Consider the following 15,499-nt stretch of genomic DNA (forward strand, 5'->3'; position numbering starts at 1 on the left):
CTCACGTCGGGCTAGCTGACCGCAGAGCGGCAGCAATCCGTGCAAAAGCGTGAATGTCTAAGGTTTCTCCCCGCGCCTGCGGATCAACGCCTGCTTCACGCAGCACCTGCTCAGCGCGCGCTCCGGATCCCATGATTTCGCTCAGCGCAGCGCGCAGGGTCTTACGCCGCTGGGCGAAGGCGGCGTCGATGAGAGCGAAGACTTCCTGGCGGCTGAGCTCGGCAGAGACCGGTCTCCCTCGCTCGAAGCGCACCAGACCGGAGGAGATGCGCGGCTCAGGCCAGAAGACCTTCTTGCCAACGACTCCGACTTTCCGCGCCTGAGTGTCCCAGGCGATCTTGACGCTGGGAACCCCGTACGTCTTGGAACCGGGTCCGGCGGCCAACCGGTCAGCGACCTCCTCCTGAACCATGACCAGGCCCTTTGTCAGACTTGGCAGGACCTCCAACAGGTGCAGGACCACCGGCACTGCGACGTTATAGGGCAGATTGGCCACCACCACGCTGGGGTCATCCAGCGACTCGGGATCCAGTCGCATGGCATCCTCGCAGACCACTGTGAGGCTCGACGCCCTCTGCGGACGCATACGTGCCACGGTGACAGGCAGCTGAGCAGCCAACTTCGGGTCGATCTCCACCGCGGTGACCTGTGCGGCCTTGTCCAGCAGGCCGAGGGTGAGCGAGCCCAACCCAGGGCCAATCTCCAGCACATGCTCATGTCCATCCAGGTCCGCCAAGTCGACGATGCGGCGAATGGTATTGGGGTCGATGACGAAGTTCTGGCCCCATCTCTTGGTGGGTCGAACATCCAGATCTGTCGCCAACCTCCGGATGTCAGAAGCAGAGAGCATGCCCGGGAGGGCGCCGTCACCACGGGAGAAAGCGGCGTCGGTCATCGCGCCGCAGTCCACTGCCCGTAGGCCTGGTGCGTGTTGAACATTACCTGCTGACACAGCTGGCTCAGCTCCGCGTCGCGGACGTCGGCCATCAGGCGCATAGTCTGCGGCACCATATAGGGTGCATTCGGCTGACCTCGGTAAGGATGGGGAGTCAGAAATGGCGAATCCGTCTCGACCAGGATCAAATGGGGGTCCGCGACCCGCAGAGCCGAACGCAGATCATGGGAGTTCTTGAAAGTGACGCTGCCCGAGAAGCTCATGTACCACCCGTTACGGTTACATATTCGCGCAAGTTCTGCGTCGCCGGAAAAACAGTGGAAGACCACTGAAGCAGGCCGTGCCGGGGCGTCATTCAGCACCGCTACCACATCCCGGTGGGCATCTCGATCGTGGATCTGGACAGCCAGCCCCCGCTCGAAGGCCAGTGCCAGATGGTCGAAAAAACTCTTCTGCTGAGCACTCCGTCCCCACTCTTCGGTGCGGAAGTAGTCCAGCCCGGTCTCACCGACGGCCACGACTCCGGGCTGTGCGGCCAGCTCCCCGATCCGCGCGAATGCCTCGTCGTAGGAGTTGCTGTCCTCCAGATGGGGCGCGTCATTGGGGTGGATGGCGACCGCGGCGCGGGCGCGAGGATCGTCCTGGGCAGCGCGGACGGCGAACTCACTGCTGGCGACGTCGTAGCCGACCAGAATCGCGCCATTGACTCCTACACTCTGGGCCGCGTCCAGATGCTCGGCAACAGTGACCCGGACCATTCCGTCCCGGAAGTCCAAGTGTGCGTGATTGTCTACGACCGGCACTGGAAGCGGTTCCGGAGCCGGGGGGTACTCGAGCCGGCGCCTCTTCTTGGACTTCTCATCGTTCTGGCTGCGCACTGGACCATCATTCTCCGCCGTGGCGGGGCGGATCTCCGGTCGGTAGGCAGCTGGTGTCTCACCGGGATTCGCAATAGCCTCACTCACAACAACCCAGTGTATCCACAGCGACCGCCGCAGCTGAGCCGAGGATTGCCGCACAGTCGGTGGTTGCCGGGGAGATCCGTGGTCAGGGCTAGAGTTGAGGGAATGAGAGACAGCGAGCTGTTTGGCCACGTCACGGCGGTAGCCCCAGGCAAAGTGAATCTAAGCCTGCGGGTCGGACCGGCACGCTCCGACGGCTACCATGAGGTCGCAACGCTGTACTACGCGGTCTCCCTGTATGAGGAGGTTGTTGCCAGCCCACGGTCCGACGGCGCGATTACTGTGTCTTTGTCTGAACGTTCCTCCTTCACGAGCGTGGAGCACCAGGACCCGCTGTCCGGCGGAACGGTCCCCGCCCAGATGCCGCTCGATAAGAACAACCTCGCCCACCAGGCGGCGGTGCTGCTGCGCCGGGCACTTCAGGAGCGCGACGCTGCCACGTTGAGCTTCCCAGGGGCCGAGCGGCCCAGCTACGGGGTGGACCTCACAATCACCAAGAACGTTCCGATCGCCGGGGGTATGGGTGGCGGTTCCGCCGACGCGGCCGCTACTCTGGTCGCCTGCTCCGCCCTCTGGGAAGCCGGGCTGACCAAGGAGCAGCTGGCAGATCTAGGTGCACGGCTCGGGGCTGATGTTCCCTTCGCGATCTTCGGAGGCGCAGCGGTGGGTCAGGGCATCGGGGACAACCTCTCCCCGCTGCTGGCCCGGGGGGAACTGCACCTTGTGATTGTGCCGGCGCGTACCGGTCTTTCCACGCCAGAGGTGTACAAGAAGCTCGACTCCATGCGCGAACTCGCTGGGCTCAGGGCTGATCAGCCCGAGCTGGACGATGACCTGGTCCGGGCCGCCTGCGCCGCAGACGCTGAAATGATAACGACCCTCATGTCCAATGATTTGCAGGCAGCGGCGGTCGCTATGCTTCCGGAACTCGATGACATGATGGATGCGGGCATGGCGGAGGGGGCGATGCAGGGCATGGTCTCCGGTTCAGGGCCCACGCTGATGTTCCTAGCTCGGGATGCCTCAGCCGCCAGCCAGCTTGCCACGGGGCTTCAGGAGCGGCTGGACGTCTGGGCCATTCCTGTTTCAGGTCCGGCTGCCGGGGCGCGGCTGCTCTAGACCATGGGGGAAGATACCGTGCTCCTTGCTGTCGTTTTCGGCCTGATCCTGGTGGCAGCAGTTCTGCAGCGGATCACCGGGCTGGGTTTCGCGATGATGCTGGCTCCCTTCCTGGTGGTGATCCTTGGACCGCACACCGGAGTCATGCTGACCAATATGCTGTCGTTCGTGGCGCCACTGCTGATGATTGGGCTCGTCTGGCGGGACATCGAGTGGCGGCGACTACTGCTCATCGCCCCAGTTGCGCTGCTGGTGATGCCGTTGTTCGGCTGGATCGCAGCGGTGTCGTCACCAGGGCCGCTCTACATTGCAGTGGCCTCACTGGTGCTCCTCGGCCTGACACTCTCACTTGTGGTCAGCAGAATTCATGCCCGCGCAGACGGTCCGGTGACCAGGGTCCTCACTGGTGTCGGTGCAGGCGGCGGCGTCGTCCTGGCCGGTGTGGGGGGACCCGCCATGACCGTCTATGCAGTCGTGTCTCAGTGGAACGTGAGGGCCTTCGCGGCGACCCTGCAGCCTCTTTGGATCTTGTTCTCGGCCGCAGGGTTCCTGACCAAAGTAACCTTCAGCGGTGATGAGATTCCCATGTTTCCCTGGTGGTTCTGGGCCGGAAGCCTGGTTGTCATTGTCCTGGGTCTGGGCCTCGGCACGCTCATAGGTCGATGGGCGCGCGACGCTGCGGTCCGTCGACTGGTGATCTTTCTGGCCTTTGTTGGAGCGCTGCTCTCACTGGCGACTGGCCTCCGGGAGACTATGGGCCTCTGAGGTCCCGCAATTTGCCGCGGCTCTCAGTGTCATTACCCTAGACAGGTGGCACATCTACTTGGCGCTGAGGCTCTGCATATTGAGTATCCGACGCACACTGTCTTCGACTCCATCACCCTTGGGGTGAACGAGGGTGACCGGATCGGCATCGTGGGCAGCAACGGGGGTGGTAAGTCCACGCTGCTGGGCATGCTCTCGGGCAGTGTGGAGCCAGATTCCGGCCGGGTGACTCGCCGCAATGGGGTGCGGTTCGGAGTGTTGGATCAGTCCGATGATCTGCGGCCGGCCGAGACGGTGGGATATTCCATCGTCGGAGATCAGGCCGACCACGAGTGGGCCTCAGACGCCAAAATCAGAGAAGTCATCGCCGGATTGGTCGCCGATCTTCCCTGGGACGCCACGGTCAGCTCGCTCAGTGGGGGCCAGCGGAGGCGTGTGGCGCTGGCCAAGCTTCTGGTCGGCGACTGGGACCTGATAGCCCTGGATGAGCCCACCAACCATTTGGATTTGGAAGGTATCGCCTGGCTGGCGGGTCACCTGAAACGCCGATGGCCCAAGACGTCCGGAGGGCTGCTCGTCATCACCCACGATCGATGGTTTCTCGATGAGGTATGCACCACCACCTGGGAAGTCCACGACGGTACCGTCGAGCCTTTTGACGGCGGATATGCGGCATATATCCTGCAGCGGGTCGAGCGAGACCGACAGCAAGCCGCGGTTGAAGCGAAGCGGCAGAATTTGATGCGCAAAGAACTCGCATGGCTGCGCAGGGGCGCTCCCGCGCGCACGTCGAAGCCGAAGTTTCGAATCGACGCCGCCAACCAGCTCATCAGCGACGTTCCCCCGCCGCGGGACAGCATTGAGCTGAAGAAAATGGCAACGGCTCGGTTGGGCAAAGACGTGGTGGACCTGTTGGGCGTCTCTGTCTCGTACGGGGAGAAGCCAGTACTGAAAGACCTCACCTGGCGGATTGGGCCCGGCGAACGCACGGGTATCCTCGGCCCAAATGGTGCAGGGAAATCCACGCTGCTGGGGCTCATCGCCGGCACTGTGGAGCCCAGCGCGGGACACGTCAAGCGCGGCAAGACCGTTGAGATCGGGGTGCTGGACCAGCAGTTCTCACAGTTGGCAGAGATCGAGGGTGACCGCGTTCGCGAAGTGCTGGCAAGGGAGAAGACTGAAGTCACTGTAGAAGGTAAGGATCTCACTCCTGCCCAGCTTCTTGAGCGGCTGGGCTTCTCCAGGGCCCATTTGTCCTCCCGCGTCGGTGATCTCTCCGGCGGCCAGCGGCGTCGCCTGCAGCTTCTCCTGGTGCTCCTCAGCGAACCCAATGTGATGATCCTCGACGAGCCGACCAACGATGTCGACCTGGACATGCTTGCCGCTATCGAAGACCTCCTGGACTCGTGGCCCGCCACACTCCTGGTGGTCTCGCATGATAGATACCTTTTGGAACGCGTCACAGATCAGCAGTACGCCCTCCTCGACGGCACTTTCCGCCACGTGCCCGGAGGGGTGGACGAGTACCTCAAGCTTCGGGAGCAGCTAAACACCACAGGCTCTAGCCCCCAGCGTGCCCCTGCCGCCGGTGTCTCCTCCCAAGAGGAGGAAGCTTCCCCGATCTCCGGTGCTGAGCGCCGTGCCGCACAGAAGGAGGCGTCCTCCATCGAGCGGAAGTTGGACAAGCTCACCGAGCAGGTCCGCACTCTGGACTCTCGGCTTGCCGCACACGATCAGAGCGACTTCGAAGGTTTAGGAGAGATGACAGGCCAGCGCCAGCAGATTGCCGCTGAAGTCGAGGAGCTGGAGGAGCGCTGGCTGGAGCTCACTGAAGTCACTGGCTGATATCGTGCACGCGGGGGAGCACCCGATACTAAGAGGAGACAAAGCCAATGAAGGTCACACCTGCTACGCGATTCGTAGCGCTGCTCATGGTGGCCCTGCTGATCCTCAGCATAGGAGCTGGAGCGTTCTCAACCTTTACCTAGCCTGGCTCGTCTCAGGCAATAGGGGACAGGCGCCTGGTGTGCCATCTCAGCCTGCTGTCCGTGTCGTAATGTTTACTGAAGCAAACACGGAGAAGAGGAGAGGTGTGAGCCATGAGCGACACGACCCGCACCAACCGGGAAGCCCAGCGCGCAACGTACGGTGAACCGTTGAACGAGACATTCGATCGCATACGACAAACCTTCGAGCTCACCCAAGCAAGCCTGGCATCCATCCTGGGCCTCTCGGCTCCCATGCTCTCGCAGCTGAACAGTGCACAAAGAGTAAAGATCGGAAACCCCGCCGTGCTGTCCCGAGTGCATCAGCTCAACGAGTTGGTCGATCAACTCGCTTTCGGACAGATCCGCAGCGAAGAAGTTCCCACCCGACTGGAGCAGATCAGAAGCGCTAAGGGATCCTTGGGGCGCAGAATTCCGCCGGTGGCCGAGCAGACTTCCGATGAGGCTGTTGTGACGGGTGTGCGCAGCCTCCTTCGAGCTGTCGCCTCCGAGGCCGAGCTTCGTGGCGCGGCCGAGCTGCTTGAAGCGTCCCACCCAAAGCTGGCAGAGTTGGTGCGGCTTTACGGCACTGGATCCGCCCAAGAATCAGTTGACCACTTCGTTGAGCACAAAGTCATGTTCTGAGATTCTCGCGCAGACCGGTACCATGTAATGCGCGCCGCGAGCGCTCCATCCGCCATGGTGTAAAGGCAGCACACCGGTTTTTGGTACCGATAGTCTAGGTTCGAGTCCTAGTGGCGGAGCTCGATGACAAATGATTGCAGGAGTTTCCACGTGCCAGACACCGATGTCCGTCCCACAGCCGTCATTGTGCTGGCCGCCGGCGCCGGGACGCGGATGAAGTCACGCACCCCGAAGATCCTCCACTCCCTGGGCGGGCGCTCCATGATCGAGCACTCGCTGTCTGCAGCCCGGGCACTGGACCCGCAGCACCTTATCGCTGTGGTCCGTCACCAGCGTGAGAAAGTCACAGCACACATCACTGCGCATGATCCGAGTGTCCTCCTGGCCGACCAGGATGATGTTCCAGGCACCGGCCGGGCCGTAGAATGCGCGCTCGAGGCGCTGGCAGCCCAGGGGACAGCCGCGGAGTCGGGGACCGTGGTGGTCACCTACGGCGATGTCCCCCTGCTCACACCCGAGCTGCTGAGCGAGTTGGTCGCTGAGCATCAGGCCACCGGAAGCGCGGTCACCGTCCTCACTACTGAATTGGACGACCCCAGCGGCTACGGCAGAGTACTCCGATCCGGGGACGAAGTGGTCGGCATCGTCGAGCAGAAAGACGCAGATGAGTCTCAGCGTCTGGTGCGGGAGATCAACTCCGGTATCTACGCTTTCGAAGCCGCGGCGCTGACTGAGGCGCTCAAGAAAGTCTCCACAGATAATGCTCAGGGTGAGAAATATCTCACCGACGTGCTGTCCATCGCCAGGGCATCAGGGCGGCGGGTCTCCGCCTTGGTGACCCAAGACCGCTGGCAGGTCGAAGGCGCCAATGATCGTGTGCAGCTCCAAGCGCTCGGTGCTGAGCTCAACAGGCGCACGATCTTGACCGCCATGCGCGCAGGCACAACAGTCATCGACCCCGCGACCACCTGGGTTGACTCCACCGTCACCCTCGGTGAGGACACCACGCTGCTGCCCGGCACACAGCTGCACGGGAGCACGCAGATCTCTCGGGATGCAGTGATAGGACCGGACTCGACGCTGCGCGATGTGACAGTGGGTGAAGGGGCGCAGATCACACGCACCCACGCAACGGGGGCAACGATCGGCTCCGGCAGCGTCGTCGGTCCCTTCAGCTACCTGCGGCCGGGCACCGTCCTCGGGGAGGACGGCAAGATTGGCGCTTTCTACGAGACCAAGAATGTGACCGTGGGTCGCGGGTCCAAACTCTCCCACCTGGGGTATGCCGGTGACGCCACGATCGGTGAGTACTCCAACATCGGATGCGGGAATATCACCGCAAACTACGATGGGGAGAATAAGCACCGCACGGTGATCGGTTCACATGTGCGCACCAGTTCAAATACCGTGTTTGTCGCCCCGGTCGAGATCGGGGATGGCGCCTACACCGGAGCCGGGGCCGTGGTGCGCAAGTATGTGCCCCCAGGGGCGCTTGCTCTGTCAGTCGCACCGCAGCGCAACGCAGATGGCTGGGTCCAGGCCAAGCGCCCCGGCTCTGCCGCCGCCGACGCCGCATCCGCCGCACAGGCGGCAGACCAGACACGGAACCACGAGGACGCCCCCACCGCCACGGACCGAAAGTAGGAACACCTGAGCATGGACGAGATCAGGCAGAGCACTGAAAAGACGATGGTCATCGCTTCAGGGAGGGCGCATCCGGAGCTGGCCCAGGAAATCGTTCAGGAGTTGGGCACGGAACTGCTGCCGATGAGCGCCTATGACTTCGCAAACGGAGAGATCTACGTGCGCTCCTCCGACTCTGTCCGCGGCAAAGACGTCTTTCTGCTCCAGTCACACCCGGCGCCGCTGAACAATTGGCTCATGGAGCAGCTGCTCATGATCGATTCTATGAAGCGTGCCTCCGCGAAGCGGATTACGGTGGTCTCTCCATTCTATCCGTATTCTCGTCAGGACAAGAAGGGCCGCGGCCGCGAGCCTATCTCCGCTCGCCTGGTCGCTGACCTGTACAAAGCCTCAGGTGCCGACCGCATTATGAGCGTGGACCTGCACACCGACCAGATCCAGGGATTCTTCGACGGGCCGGTCGACCACCTCTTCGGCATCCCGCTGCTCGCCGATTACATAGTGGACCAGGTCGCAGGCGAGGACGTCACCGTAGTTTCTCCGGATACCGGTCGCGTACGAGTTGCTGAGCGGTGGGCGGACCGGCTGGGCGGTGTGCCGCTTGCATTCGTGCACAAGACTCGTGATCTCACGCAGCCCAACCGGGCGGAGTCCAAACAGGTGGTGGGCGAGATTGAGGGCCGGACCTGTGTGCTGATAGATGACATGATTGACACCGGGGGCACGATCGCCGGGGCAGTGTCCATTCTCAAAGAGGCTGGAGCCAAGAGCGTCATCATCGCCGCGACGCATGCGATCCTGACCGCACCTGCCACCGAGAGGCTCTCCAACTGTGGGGCACGCGAAGTGGTGGTGACCAACACACTGCCCATTCCGGTGGAGAAGCGCTTTGAGCAGCTGACCGTGCTGTCTATTGCCCCGATTCTTGCTCGGGCGATCAAGGAAGTCTTCACCGATGGTTCCGTCACCACGCTCTTCGACGGTGAGGCCTAGGCCGTAAGAGGGCCCGGGCCGCGGAGCAGGGGTGCGCAGCAGCTGGAAGCTTTTCGAGCTCCTGCATGAGATTGAACGTGTATAGTGGTGGGCTGTGCCCAGGCGAGGGTGCCGGCTTCTCTGAGATGTCAGCACCGTGATCGACGGGGTGAGTTTCTTCTGACGAATGCTCAAGGCGTCGTCGTACTCTCTCCTTCAGTTCAGCCTGGCGATAACGTTCACAACTGTTGAAGGATTTCCGATGGCTGACAAGATTCATATCTCCGCCGAAGTGCGCACCGAATTCGGCAAGGGCGCAGCTCGTCGCGCTCGCCGTGCCGACCAGATTCCCGCTGTGATTTATGGCCACGGCGACGATCCGCGCCACGTGGTGCTGCCCGGTCACGAGACCGCGCTTGCAGTGCGAAACCCCAACGCGCTCATTACCCTGAACATTGAGGGTGATGAGGAGATGGTGGTGCCCAAAGACATTCAGCGTGACCCCATCAAGCCTTTCATTGTGCACATGGATCTGCTGGCTGTGCGTAAGGGTGAGAAGATCGTCGTTGACGTCCCCGTCGAAGTGATCGGCGAGCCCGCAGACGGCTTCGAGTACATGCTTGACCAGCCCACCGTGCCGGTCGAGGCCGATGCGCTGAATCTGCCTGACTCCGTCAGCATCGACATCACCGACCGTGACGAAAACGCACTGCCTGATGCTCTGGTGCTGCCTGAGGGCACCGAGCTCGCCCTGGCCGACCTCGAGTCCCAGATCGTCTCCATCTACGAGCCGCAGGAGCAGCCGCTGGAAGATGAGGATGCTGAGGGCGAAGAAGGTGAGGAGTCCGCTGAAGGTGAAGGCGCCGAGTCCGAGGACGCTGCAGGCGAAGACTCCGAGTGATCCGCCGGACCTGTTGTGCCTTAACCTGTGACTATGGCAGATAACACGTGGTTGGTAGCGGGCCTGGGAAACCCCGGGACCCGCTACCAGGGCACCCGGCACAATATTGGCCAAGTCGTACTCGACGAGCTCCTGGAGCGCATGGGCGCACGCTACACGCGCACCAAAGTTGGGGCGAAAGCGGTGGGGGCGCGTCTCGGAGACGGCGGACCTAAGGTGGTCTTCGCCATCTCCGAAGGGTATATGAATGTCTCCGGACGCCCCATCCGAAAAGTCATGGACTATTTCTCCGTCCCCCCGCAGCAGCTTGTGGTGGTCCATGACGAGCTCGACCTGGACTTCGGACGGTTGAAACTCAAACGCGGAGGCTCCGAGGGCGGACACAACGGCCTGAAGTCCATCACTGAGCACCTCGGCGGCGACCGTGAGTACATCCGGCTTCGCGTGGGGATCGGCCGACCTCCTGGGCGGATGGACTCAGCAGCCTACGTCCTTCAGAACTATTCGGCACAGGAGATGAAAGAACTCCCAGAAGTGGTCGGGCGCGCCGCCGACGCGGTGGAGTCAGTGCTGCTTGAAGGCCTCGCGCCTGCGCAGAACAAGTTTCACTGAGTTTTTCAGCCGTTTCTCAGCCCCGCGCGCGAATCAGCGTTGGGACTCGATGAACTTACTCACTTCCTTGGCCTGGAGCTCAACGAACTTGGCCATGTGCGGCTCGGCCTGAGCCTTCAGCTTCTTGCCCAGCAGTGGAATCTTGATATCCACGTCGCCGCGTACAGTGGCCAGCGTCTCGGTGCTGCTGCGCGCGTGCAGGTTCTGTGAAGCCACGCCCTTCACCGGGGCGTTGGCCACATTCACCACGGTGTCCGACCGGCGTGAGCCGCCGGCGTCCGGAGCGCCCCAGGTGTCGGTGATGTTGACAGTGACGGTGCCCTTCACCACTTTGCGCGCCAGATCAGGAAGCTTGTCAGCACCCATGGCCTGAACCGAAGAAATCACCACACTGCCGTCATCAGACCTGGTTACCTCAAAGCTCTTGAGCTCGGAGCCGACTTGTGCAGCCAGGTGGGTGTGGAACGCCTCGGTGGCGTATGCCTCAACGATGTTCTCGACGGAGTGGGGGATCACTTTTTCAGCTTCGATGGCCACGGTGGCTCCTTGGCTCTAGGGGTGCCTTCATTGCTCTGTCATCCTATCGGCACATTCCGGCACCTGCGCTGAGCGTCAAGGAGTCCCACCCCACCGGTACTGAGTAATATGTGAGTGGTGACCATCCTGAGTATCGTTCTGCTGATCAGTGGTTTTGTCCTCCTAGTTCTGGGGGGCGAAGCGTTGGTGCGCGGCGCGGCGTCGCTGGGCAAGACCGTGGGCCTTTCGTCGCTGATTATCGGCCTCACTATCGTGGCCTTCGCCACCTCCGCGCCCGAGCTGGCAGTAAGTGTAGGTGCGGCGCTCACAGGGTCACCTGGTCTGGCGGTGGGCAACGTAGTCGGATCCAATATCGCCAACATCCTGTTCGTCATGGGCCTCACCGCCGTTTTTGGCGCACTGCTGGTCAAGGTGCAACTCATCAAAGCCGACATCCCGATCATGATCGGGTTCTCAGTTCTGGCGTTTCTACTGGCCTTCAACGGTGGTTTTTCCCTGCTGGACGGGGTGCTTCTGCTGAGCCTCCTGCTGGTCTACCTGGTCGGAACGATCTGGTATGCGCGCCGTCGGAAGACTCAGGGTGATGACCCGCAGCTCGGGGTGGAAGGGATTTTGGACCAAGGTGCCGGAAGATTGGCGTCCTCACTGCGGGCTACCAGACTTCGAGCCACCACGGTGGACATCATCCTGATCAGCATCGGGGTGATCATGCTGGTGATCGGAGCGCAGTTCCTGGTCAGTTCAGCGACCACGATTGCGGCAGCCCTGGGAGTCAGCGACCTCATCATCGGTTTGACTGTTGTCGCCGTCGGCACCTCGCTGCCTGAGTTGGCGACTTCTGTCATCGCAGCGGTGCGGGGTGAACGCGATATGGCCGTAGGCAACCTTGTAGGCTCCAATATTTTCAACGTCGGCGCGGTCCTGGGCCTCACCAGCATTGTGTCTCCCACTGGGATCGATGTGGATCCAGCAGCGGTGAACTTCGATCTGCCGGTCATGGTGGCAGTGGCACTGGTGCTGCTTCCCTTGGCATTCACCGGGCAGTCCATCGGCCGCTGGGAAGGATTTGTGCTGGCAGGTATGTACCTGGCGTATGTGACATACCTGGTGCTTGCTGCAGCGGACCATGACGCACTTGGTCCGTTCAGCGCTGCCATGTTCTGGTTCGTTGTGCCGGTGACCGCCCTGTGGGTGCTCACACTGGCTGCCTATGAGCTTGGCCTCCACATGCGCAAAAGGTCGGACCCTGAGCCTTCCAGTGCGCCGCCGCCCTGAGGGCAGGACCACGTAGCATCTGTACATGCGCCACGACCATCTTTTCCGGACAGCGGGGGCCCTCCTGCTCGGGCTTCTGACCCTGTCGGCCTGCATGGCCGACCACGGTCAGGAGGTCGGATCCGCGGAGGAGTACGAGCCGGCTTCGCTCAGTGAGGCGGATGCGCTCGCTGATGTGGTGAGCGCCGCGACGCGATTCGGAGCTGAGGCGCTGGTCGAGTCCGCGCAGGGCCAGAATGTGGTGCTCTCCCCGGCGTCAATTATGGTGGCCCTGGCCATGCTCGGTGAGGGCGCGGAAGGTCCGGCCGCAGCGGAGCTGGACGAGCTGCTTGGGGCTGCCGGTGCGGACAGAACATCAGCGTTCAGCGCACTCCAGGCGGCGGTGCTGGAGTATGACGGAGACCCTGCCGTGGTGCAGGAGGACGACCTGCCTGACACTCCGCTGCTGCATATGGCCAACCAGCTGGTGCTGAGTGACTCGCCTTCCCCAGATCAAGATTTTCTGGATGTGCTTGCGTCCTCCTACGACGCCGGAGTTGTGACTGCTGACTTCGCCGCAGCCGATTCGCAACAGCTGCTGGACGAGTGGGTGTACGAGCACACCGGTGGACTGGTGAAGGAGTCCGCTGTCGAGACACCCGACCCTGACTTGGTGTTCGTCCTGCTGAGTGCCATCGTCTTAGCGGCACAGTGGCAGGTGCAGTTCGACCCCGCCAACACCGCGCAGAGGGACTTCACCACCGCCGGAGGTGACACGGTCGAGGCGGAGACGATGCAGCAGACGTTCGAAGCAGCCTACACCGAGCACGACGACGCCCAAGTCATCAGGCTGCCGTACACCGAGGGTTTCGCCATGGACGTGGTCCTGCCGGCAGATGTTGCGGCACCCGCGGACTTCACCGATCAGTCCTGGTCCGCCGTGGACGCTGCGTTCGCAGAAGAAACTCAGACGAGCGTAGACCTTGCGCTGCCCACTGTAGATATGCAGAACAACAAAGACCTCGTCACTCTGTTGAAGGGTATGGGTGCCCCGAATACAGTCGCAGGCAACGATCTTTCGCGGATAGACCCTGCGGTGGAAATCAACCAGGCGGCCCACCAAGCCGTGCTGAGAATTGATGAGGAAGGTACTGTGGCGGCTGCCGTGACTGAAATCGCCGGAGTGACATCAGCACCTGTGGATCCGCCGGATGCTGTCGAGATGACGGTCGATCGACCCTATCTGGTGAGGATCGTGCACCAGGAGACCAACTGGCCGCTGTTCATGGCCTCTATAGCAGACCCCACCGAAGGGTAGTCAGCTCAACTGTTCAGGCCCGCCGCAGGGCGGGTTCACATGCGAAACGCAGCGACGGCGAGCGCGTGGGTGACCGATGGCTCATCGCTGTGCTGCGCGGCCCCAGTGGTCATTCCTTCAAGCAACTCGCGCGGATCGGGATGGTCGCCGAGTTCTTCCAAGTAAGCTTGGTGCGCCTGCAGGGATCGGATGGCTCTCTCCAGGGGTTCACCGGAGATGTCAATGACGTGGTCTGCGTCTGCGCTGGCCACCAGCAGCCATCGCACGCCCCACGGCTCCAACCCCTCGTCCTCAAGCAAGTCGCGGAAGACCCAGGGGTTGTCCGCGTCGCGGATCGCATCCACGGTAGCGATGCCGGCCGCGCGATGATCGGCGTGATTGAGGCCCCACTCAACATACAGGTCCCACGGCTGGGCAAATACCAGATCGGGCTGGAGCTTCCGGATCTGGCGGGCGATCTGCCGTCTGGTGTCCAGGTCACCCTGCAACATTCCGTCTGGAAGGTTCAGAACGGTGAGGCCCTCCACGCCCACCTCACGGCAGGCGTTGCGCTGTTCATCAATACGCAGCTGTGCAGCACGTTCCGGTTCGACACTGCGCATACCTGCTTCTCCTGCAGTCAGCAGCAGGTAAGAGACCTTGACACCCATTGCAGTCCAGCGCGCAACGGCCGCCGAACCGCCATACTCCATATCGTCAGGATGGGCCACTACGCACAGCACGCGGGTGAGTTGGCTGTCATCGAAGAACGGCATTGTGCTCATCTTGTCAGCGTAGACCGCCGCGAGTGCGGTGTCATCGGGTACCGCGCAGAAATCAGCTTCCTGCAAGACGACGCAGAATTGCAGTGGCGGGTTCTGTCGTCGCCTCACGGTAGCCGGTCCCGGCCCAGAGGTTCACGGCGCTCGGATCCTCTTCGGTTGCCGAAGCTCTGCGAAGAGAACTGGTCAGATGGTGCAGGGCCGGGAACCCGAGGGGTGCTGATGCGGTGAACGCATCGGTGAACTCATTGCGGAGCGCGCGCGCCGGACGTCCGGAGAAGGCGTTGGTGAGGAGAGTCTCGCGGTACCTCGGGTCTGCCAACGCGCTCTTATGCGCGACGCTGGCCCCGCTCTCCGGAGTCTGAAGCAGCACGGTGCCGACCACTGCGGCGTCGGCACCTGCGGCACGGACTTCCCGCACCATCGACGAAGTGCCGATCCCTCCCGCTGCCCAAATCGGACGCGACGATACCGCGCGGATTTGCCGTACCAGTGTGACCGTGGTGGTTTCGTCGATGGGACGGCGCGGGGTCCAGGTGCCTGAATGCCCGCCCGCTTGACTTGACTGCACAATCAATCCGTCCACCCCAACTGCCTCCGCCCGCAGCGCCTCCGCGGCGCTTGTCACGGTCTGGAGCACGCGGGAGCCGGCTCGTTGGAGCGAGGCGATCGACTCCCTCTCAGGGAGTCCGAAGGTCAGGCTGACCACCGGCACCGGGTTCTCCACTAAGAGCTGGCGCTTTGCCTGCCAGTCATCGTCGTCTTCCAGCGGATGCTCGGGGAGCTCGACACCGAACCGGTCTGCCCAAGGCTGCAGCGCGCTGACGTAGGCGCGGTAGGCAGCTGGATCCACCGGCACCGGGTTTGGCACAAAGAGATTGACTCCGAACCGAGGAGCCTCCGCTCGCACCCGCTCAATCTGATCCGCCAGCTGGCGAGCTGGTTGGTAGCCCCCGGCCACAAATCCGATTCCGCCGGCGGATGCTGCGGCGACCACCAGCTCCGGGGTGCTCGGACCGCCTGCCATCGGCGCTGCGACCACCGGGATCTCTGAACCCAGCTCGTCGGCGAGACCCCCCAGGGGTGTTGATCTGCTCATACCGAAAGCCTACTGCGCTCGGCCACGGCC

15 protein-coding genes and 1 tRNA gene are annotated in these 15,499 nt (G+C 62.5%); 11 read left to right on the forward strand and 5 right to left on the reverse strand.

The window, feature by feature from the left end; genetic code table 11:
* Nucleotide 1: 1 nt before the first annotated feature.
* Both rsmA and D3250_RS08395 read right to left on the reverse strand, forming a co-directional pair.
* Nucleotides 2-895: a 16S rRNA (adenine(1518)-N(6)/adenine(1519)-N(6))-dimethyltransferase RsmA gene (gene rsmA, locus D3250_RS08390; protein WP_119903067.1), complete on the reverse strand. Its 894-nt coding sequence runs from the start codon at nt 893-895 to the stop codon at nt 2-4.
* Nucleotides 892-1,860: a TatD family hydrolase gene (locus D3250_RS08395; RefSeq protein WP_225973230.1), complete on the reverse strand. Its 969-nt coding sequence runs from the start codon at nt 1,858-1,860 to the stop codon at nt 892-894. Before D3250_RS08395 ends, rsmA begins: the two co-directional genes overlap by 4 nt.
* Before the next feature lie 102 nt (nt 1,861-1,962).
* On the opposite strand from D3250_RS08395, the gene D3250_RS08400 reads away from it, so the two are divergent.
* From D3250_RS08400 to pth, 9 genes are all read left to right on the forward strand, one after another.
* Nucleotides 1,963-2,976: a 4-(cytidine 5'-diphospho)-2-C-methyl-D-erythritol kinase gene (locus D3250_RS08400; protein ID WP_119902877.1), complete on the forward strand. Its 1,014-nt coding sequence runs from the start codon at nt 1,963-1,965 to the stop codon at nt 2,974-2,976.
* A gap of 18 nt (nt 2,977-2,994) precedes the next feature.
* Nucleotides 2,995-3,741 (forward strand): TSUP family transporter, encoded by a 747-nt coding sequence (locus D3250_RS08405; RefSeq protein WP_158583112.1) that lies wholly within the window; start codon nt 2,995-2,997, stop codon nt 3,739-3,741.
* A gap of 45 nt (nt 3,742-3,786) precedes the next feature.
* Entirely contained in the window at nt 3,787-5,586 is a 1,800-nt protein-coding gene (locus D3250_RS08410; protein WP_119902879.1) for an ABC-F family ATP-binding cassette domain-containing protein, read from the forward strand.
* 254 nt (nt 5,587-5,840) lie between these two features.
* Nucleotides 5,841-6,371 carry a DNA-binding protein gene (locus D3250_RS08415; protein ID WP_119902880.1) on the forward strand — a complete coding sequence of 177 codons (531 nt, stop codon included), beginning with the start codon at nt 5,841-5,843 and terminating at the stop codon, nt 6,369-6,371.
* A gap of 48 nt (nt 6,372-6,419) precedes the next feature.
* A tRNA-Gln gene (locus D3250_RS08420) sits at nt 6,420-6,490 on the forward strand.
* Between the two features lie 4 nt (nt 6,491-6,494).
* Entirely contained in the window at nt 6,495-8,015 is a 1,521-nt protein-coding gene (gene glmU / locus D3250_RS08425) for a bifunctional UDP-N-acetylglucosamine diphosphorylase/glucosamine-1-phosphate N-acetyltransferase GlmU (protein ID WP_119902881.1), read from the forward strand.
* Between the two features lie 12 nt (nt 8,016-8,027).
* The gene (locus D3250_RS08430; RefSeq protein WP_119902882.1) at nt 8,028-9,008 is read left to right on the forward strand and encodes a ribose-phosphate diphosphokinase; all 981 of its coding nucleotides are present in this window, start codon (nt 8,028-8,030) and stop codon (nt 9,006-9,008) included.
* Between the two features lie 241 nt (nt 9,009-9,249).
* Entirely contained in the window at nt 9,250-9,888 is a 639-nt protein-coding gene (locus D3250_RS08435; protein WP_119902883.1) for a 50S ribosomal protein L25/general stress protein Ctc, read from the forward strand.
* Nucleotides 9,889-9,921: 33 nt separating this feature from the next.
* Entirely contained in the window at nt 9,922-10,500 is a 579-nt protein-coding gene (gene pth, locus D3250_RS08440; protein WP_119902884.1) for an aminoacyl-tRNA hydrolase, read from the forward strand.
* A 33-nt stretch (nt 10,501-10,533) separates the two neighbouring features.
* Here pth and D3250_RS08445 read toward each other — a convergent pair whose 3' ends face one another.
* Nucleotides 10,534-11,037, reverse strand: a complete 504-nt coding sequence (locus tag D3250_RS08445) for a DUF2505 domain-containing protein (protein WP_119902885.1) — start codon at nt 11,035-11,037, stop codon at nt 10,534-10,536.
* Nucleotides 11,038-11,154: 117 nt separating this feature from the next.
* Between D3250_RS08445 and D3250_RS08450 the strand changes: the two genes are divergently transcribed.
* Both D3250_RS08450 and D3250_RS08455 read left to right on the forward strand, forming a co-directional pair.
* Complete coding sequence (locus D3250_RS08450; protein WP_119903069.1) at nt 11,155-12,312, forward strand: calcium/sodium antiporter; 1,158 nt, start codon at nt 11,155-11,157, stop codon at nt 12,310-12,312.
* 25 nt (nt 12,313-12,337) lie between these two features.
* Nucleotides 12,338-13,609: a serpin family protein gene (locus D3250_RS08455; protein WP_119902886.1), complete on the forward strand. Its 1,272-nt coding sequence runs from the start codon at nt 12,338-12,340 to the stop codon at nt 13,607-13,609.
* A gap of 35 nt (nt 13,610-13,644) precedes the next feature.
* Here D3250_RS08455 and D3250_RS08460 read toward each other — a convergent pair whose 3' ends face one another.
* Together D3250_RS08460 and D3250_RS08465 are read right to left on the reverse strand one after the other, a co-directional pair.
* On the reverse strand, nt 13,645-14,373 hold the full coding sequence (locus D3250_RS08460) for a PIG-L deacetylase family protein (protein ID WP_225973232.1): 729 nt from the start codon (nt 14,371-14,373) through the stop codon (nt 13,645-13,647).
* A gap of 52 nt (nt 14,374-14,425) precedes the next feature.
* Nucleotides 14,426-15,469 (reverse strand): NAD(P)H-dependent flavin oxidoreductase, encoded by a 1,044-nt coding sequence (locus D3250_RS08465; RefSeq protein ID WP_119902887.1) that lies wholly within the window; start codon nt 15,467-15,469, stop codon nt 14,426-14,428.
* Nucleotides 15,470-15,499: the final 30 nt, after the last annotated feature.

The organism is Nesterenkonia natronophila, from assembly GCF_003595215.1.
Taxonomy (GTDB): Bacteria; Actinomycetota; Actinomycetes; order Actinomycetales; family Micrococcaceae; genus Nesterenkonia; species Nesterenkonia natronophila.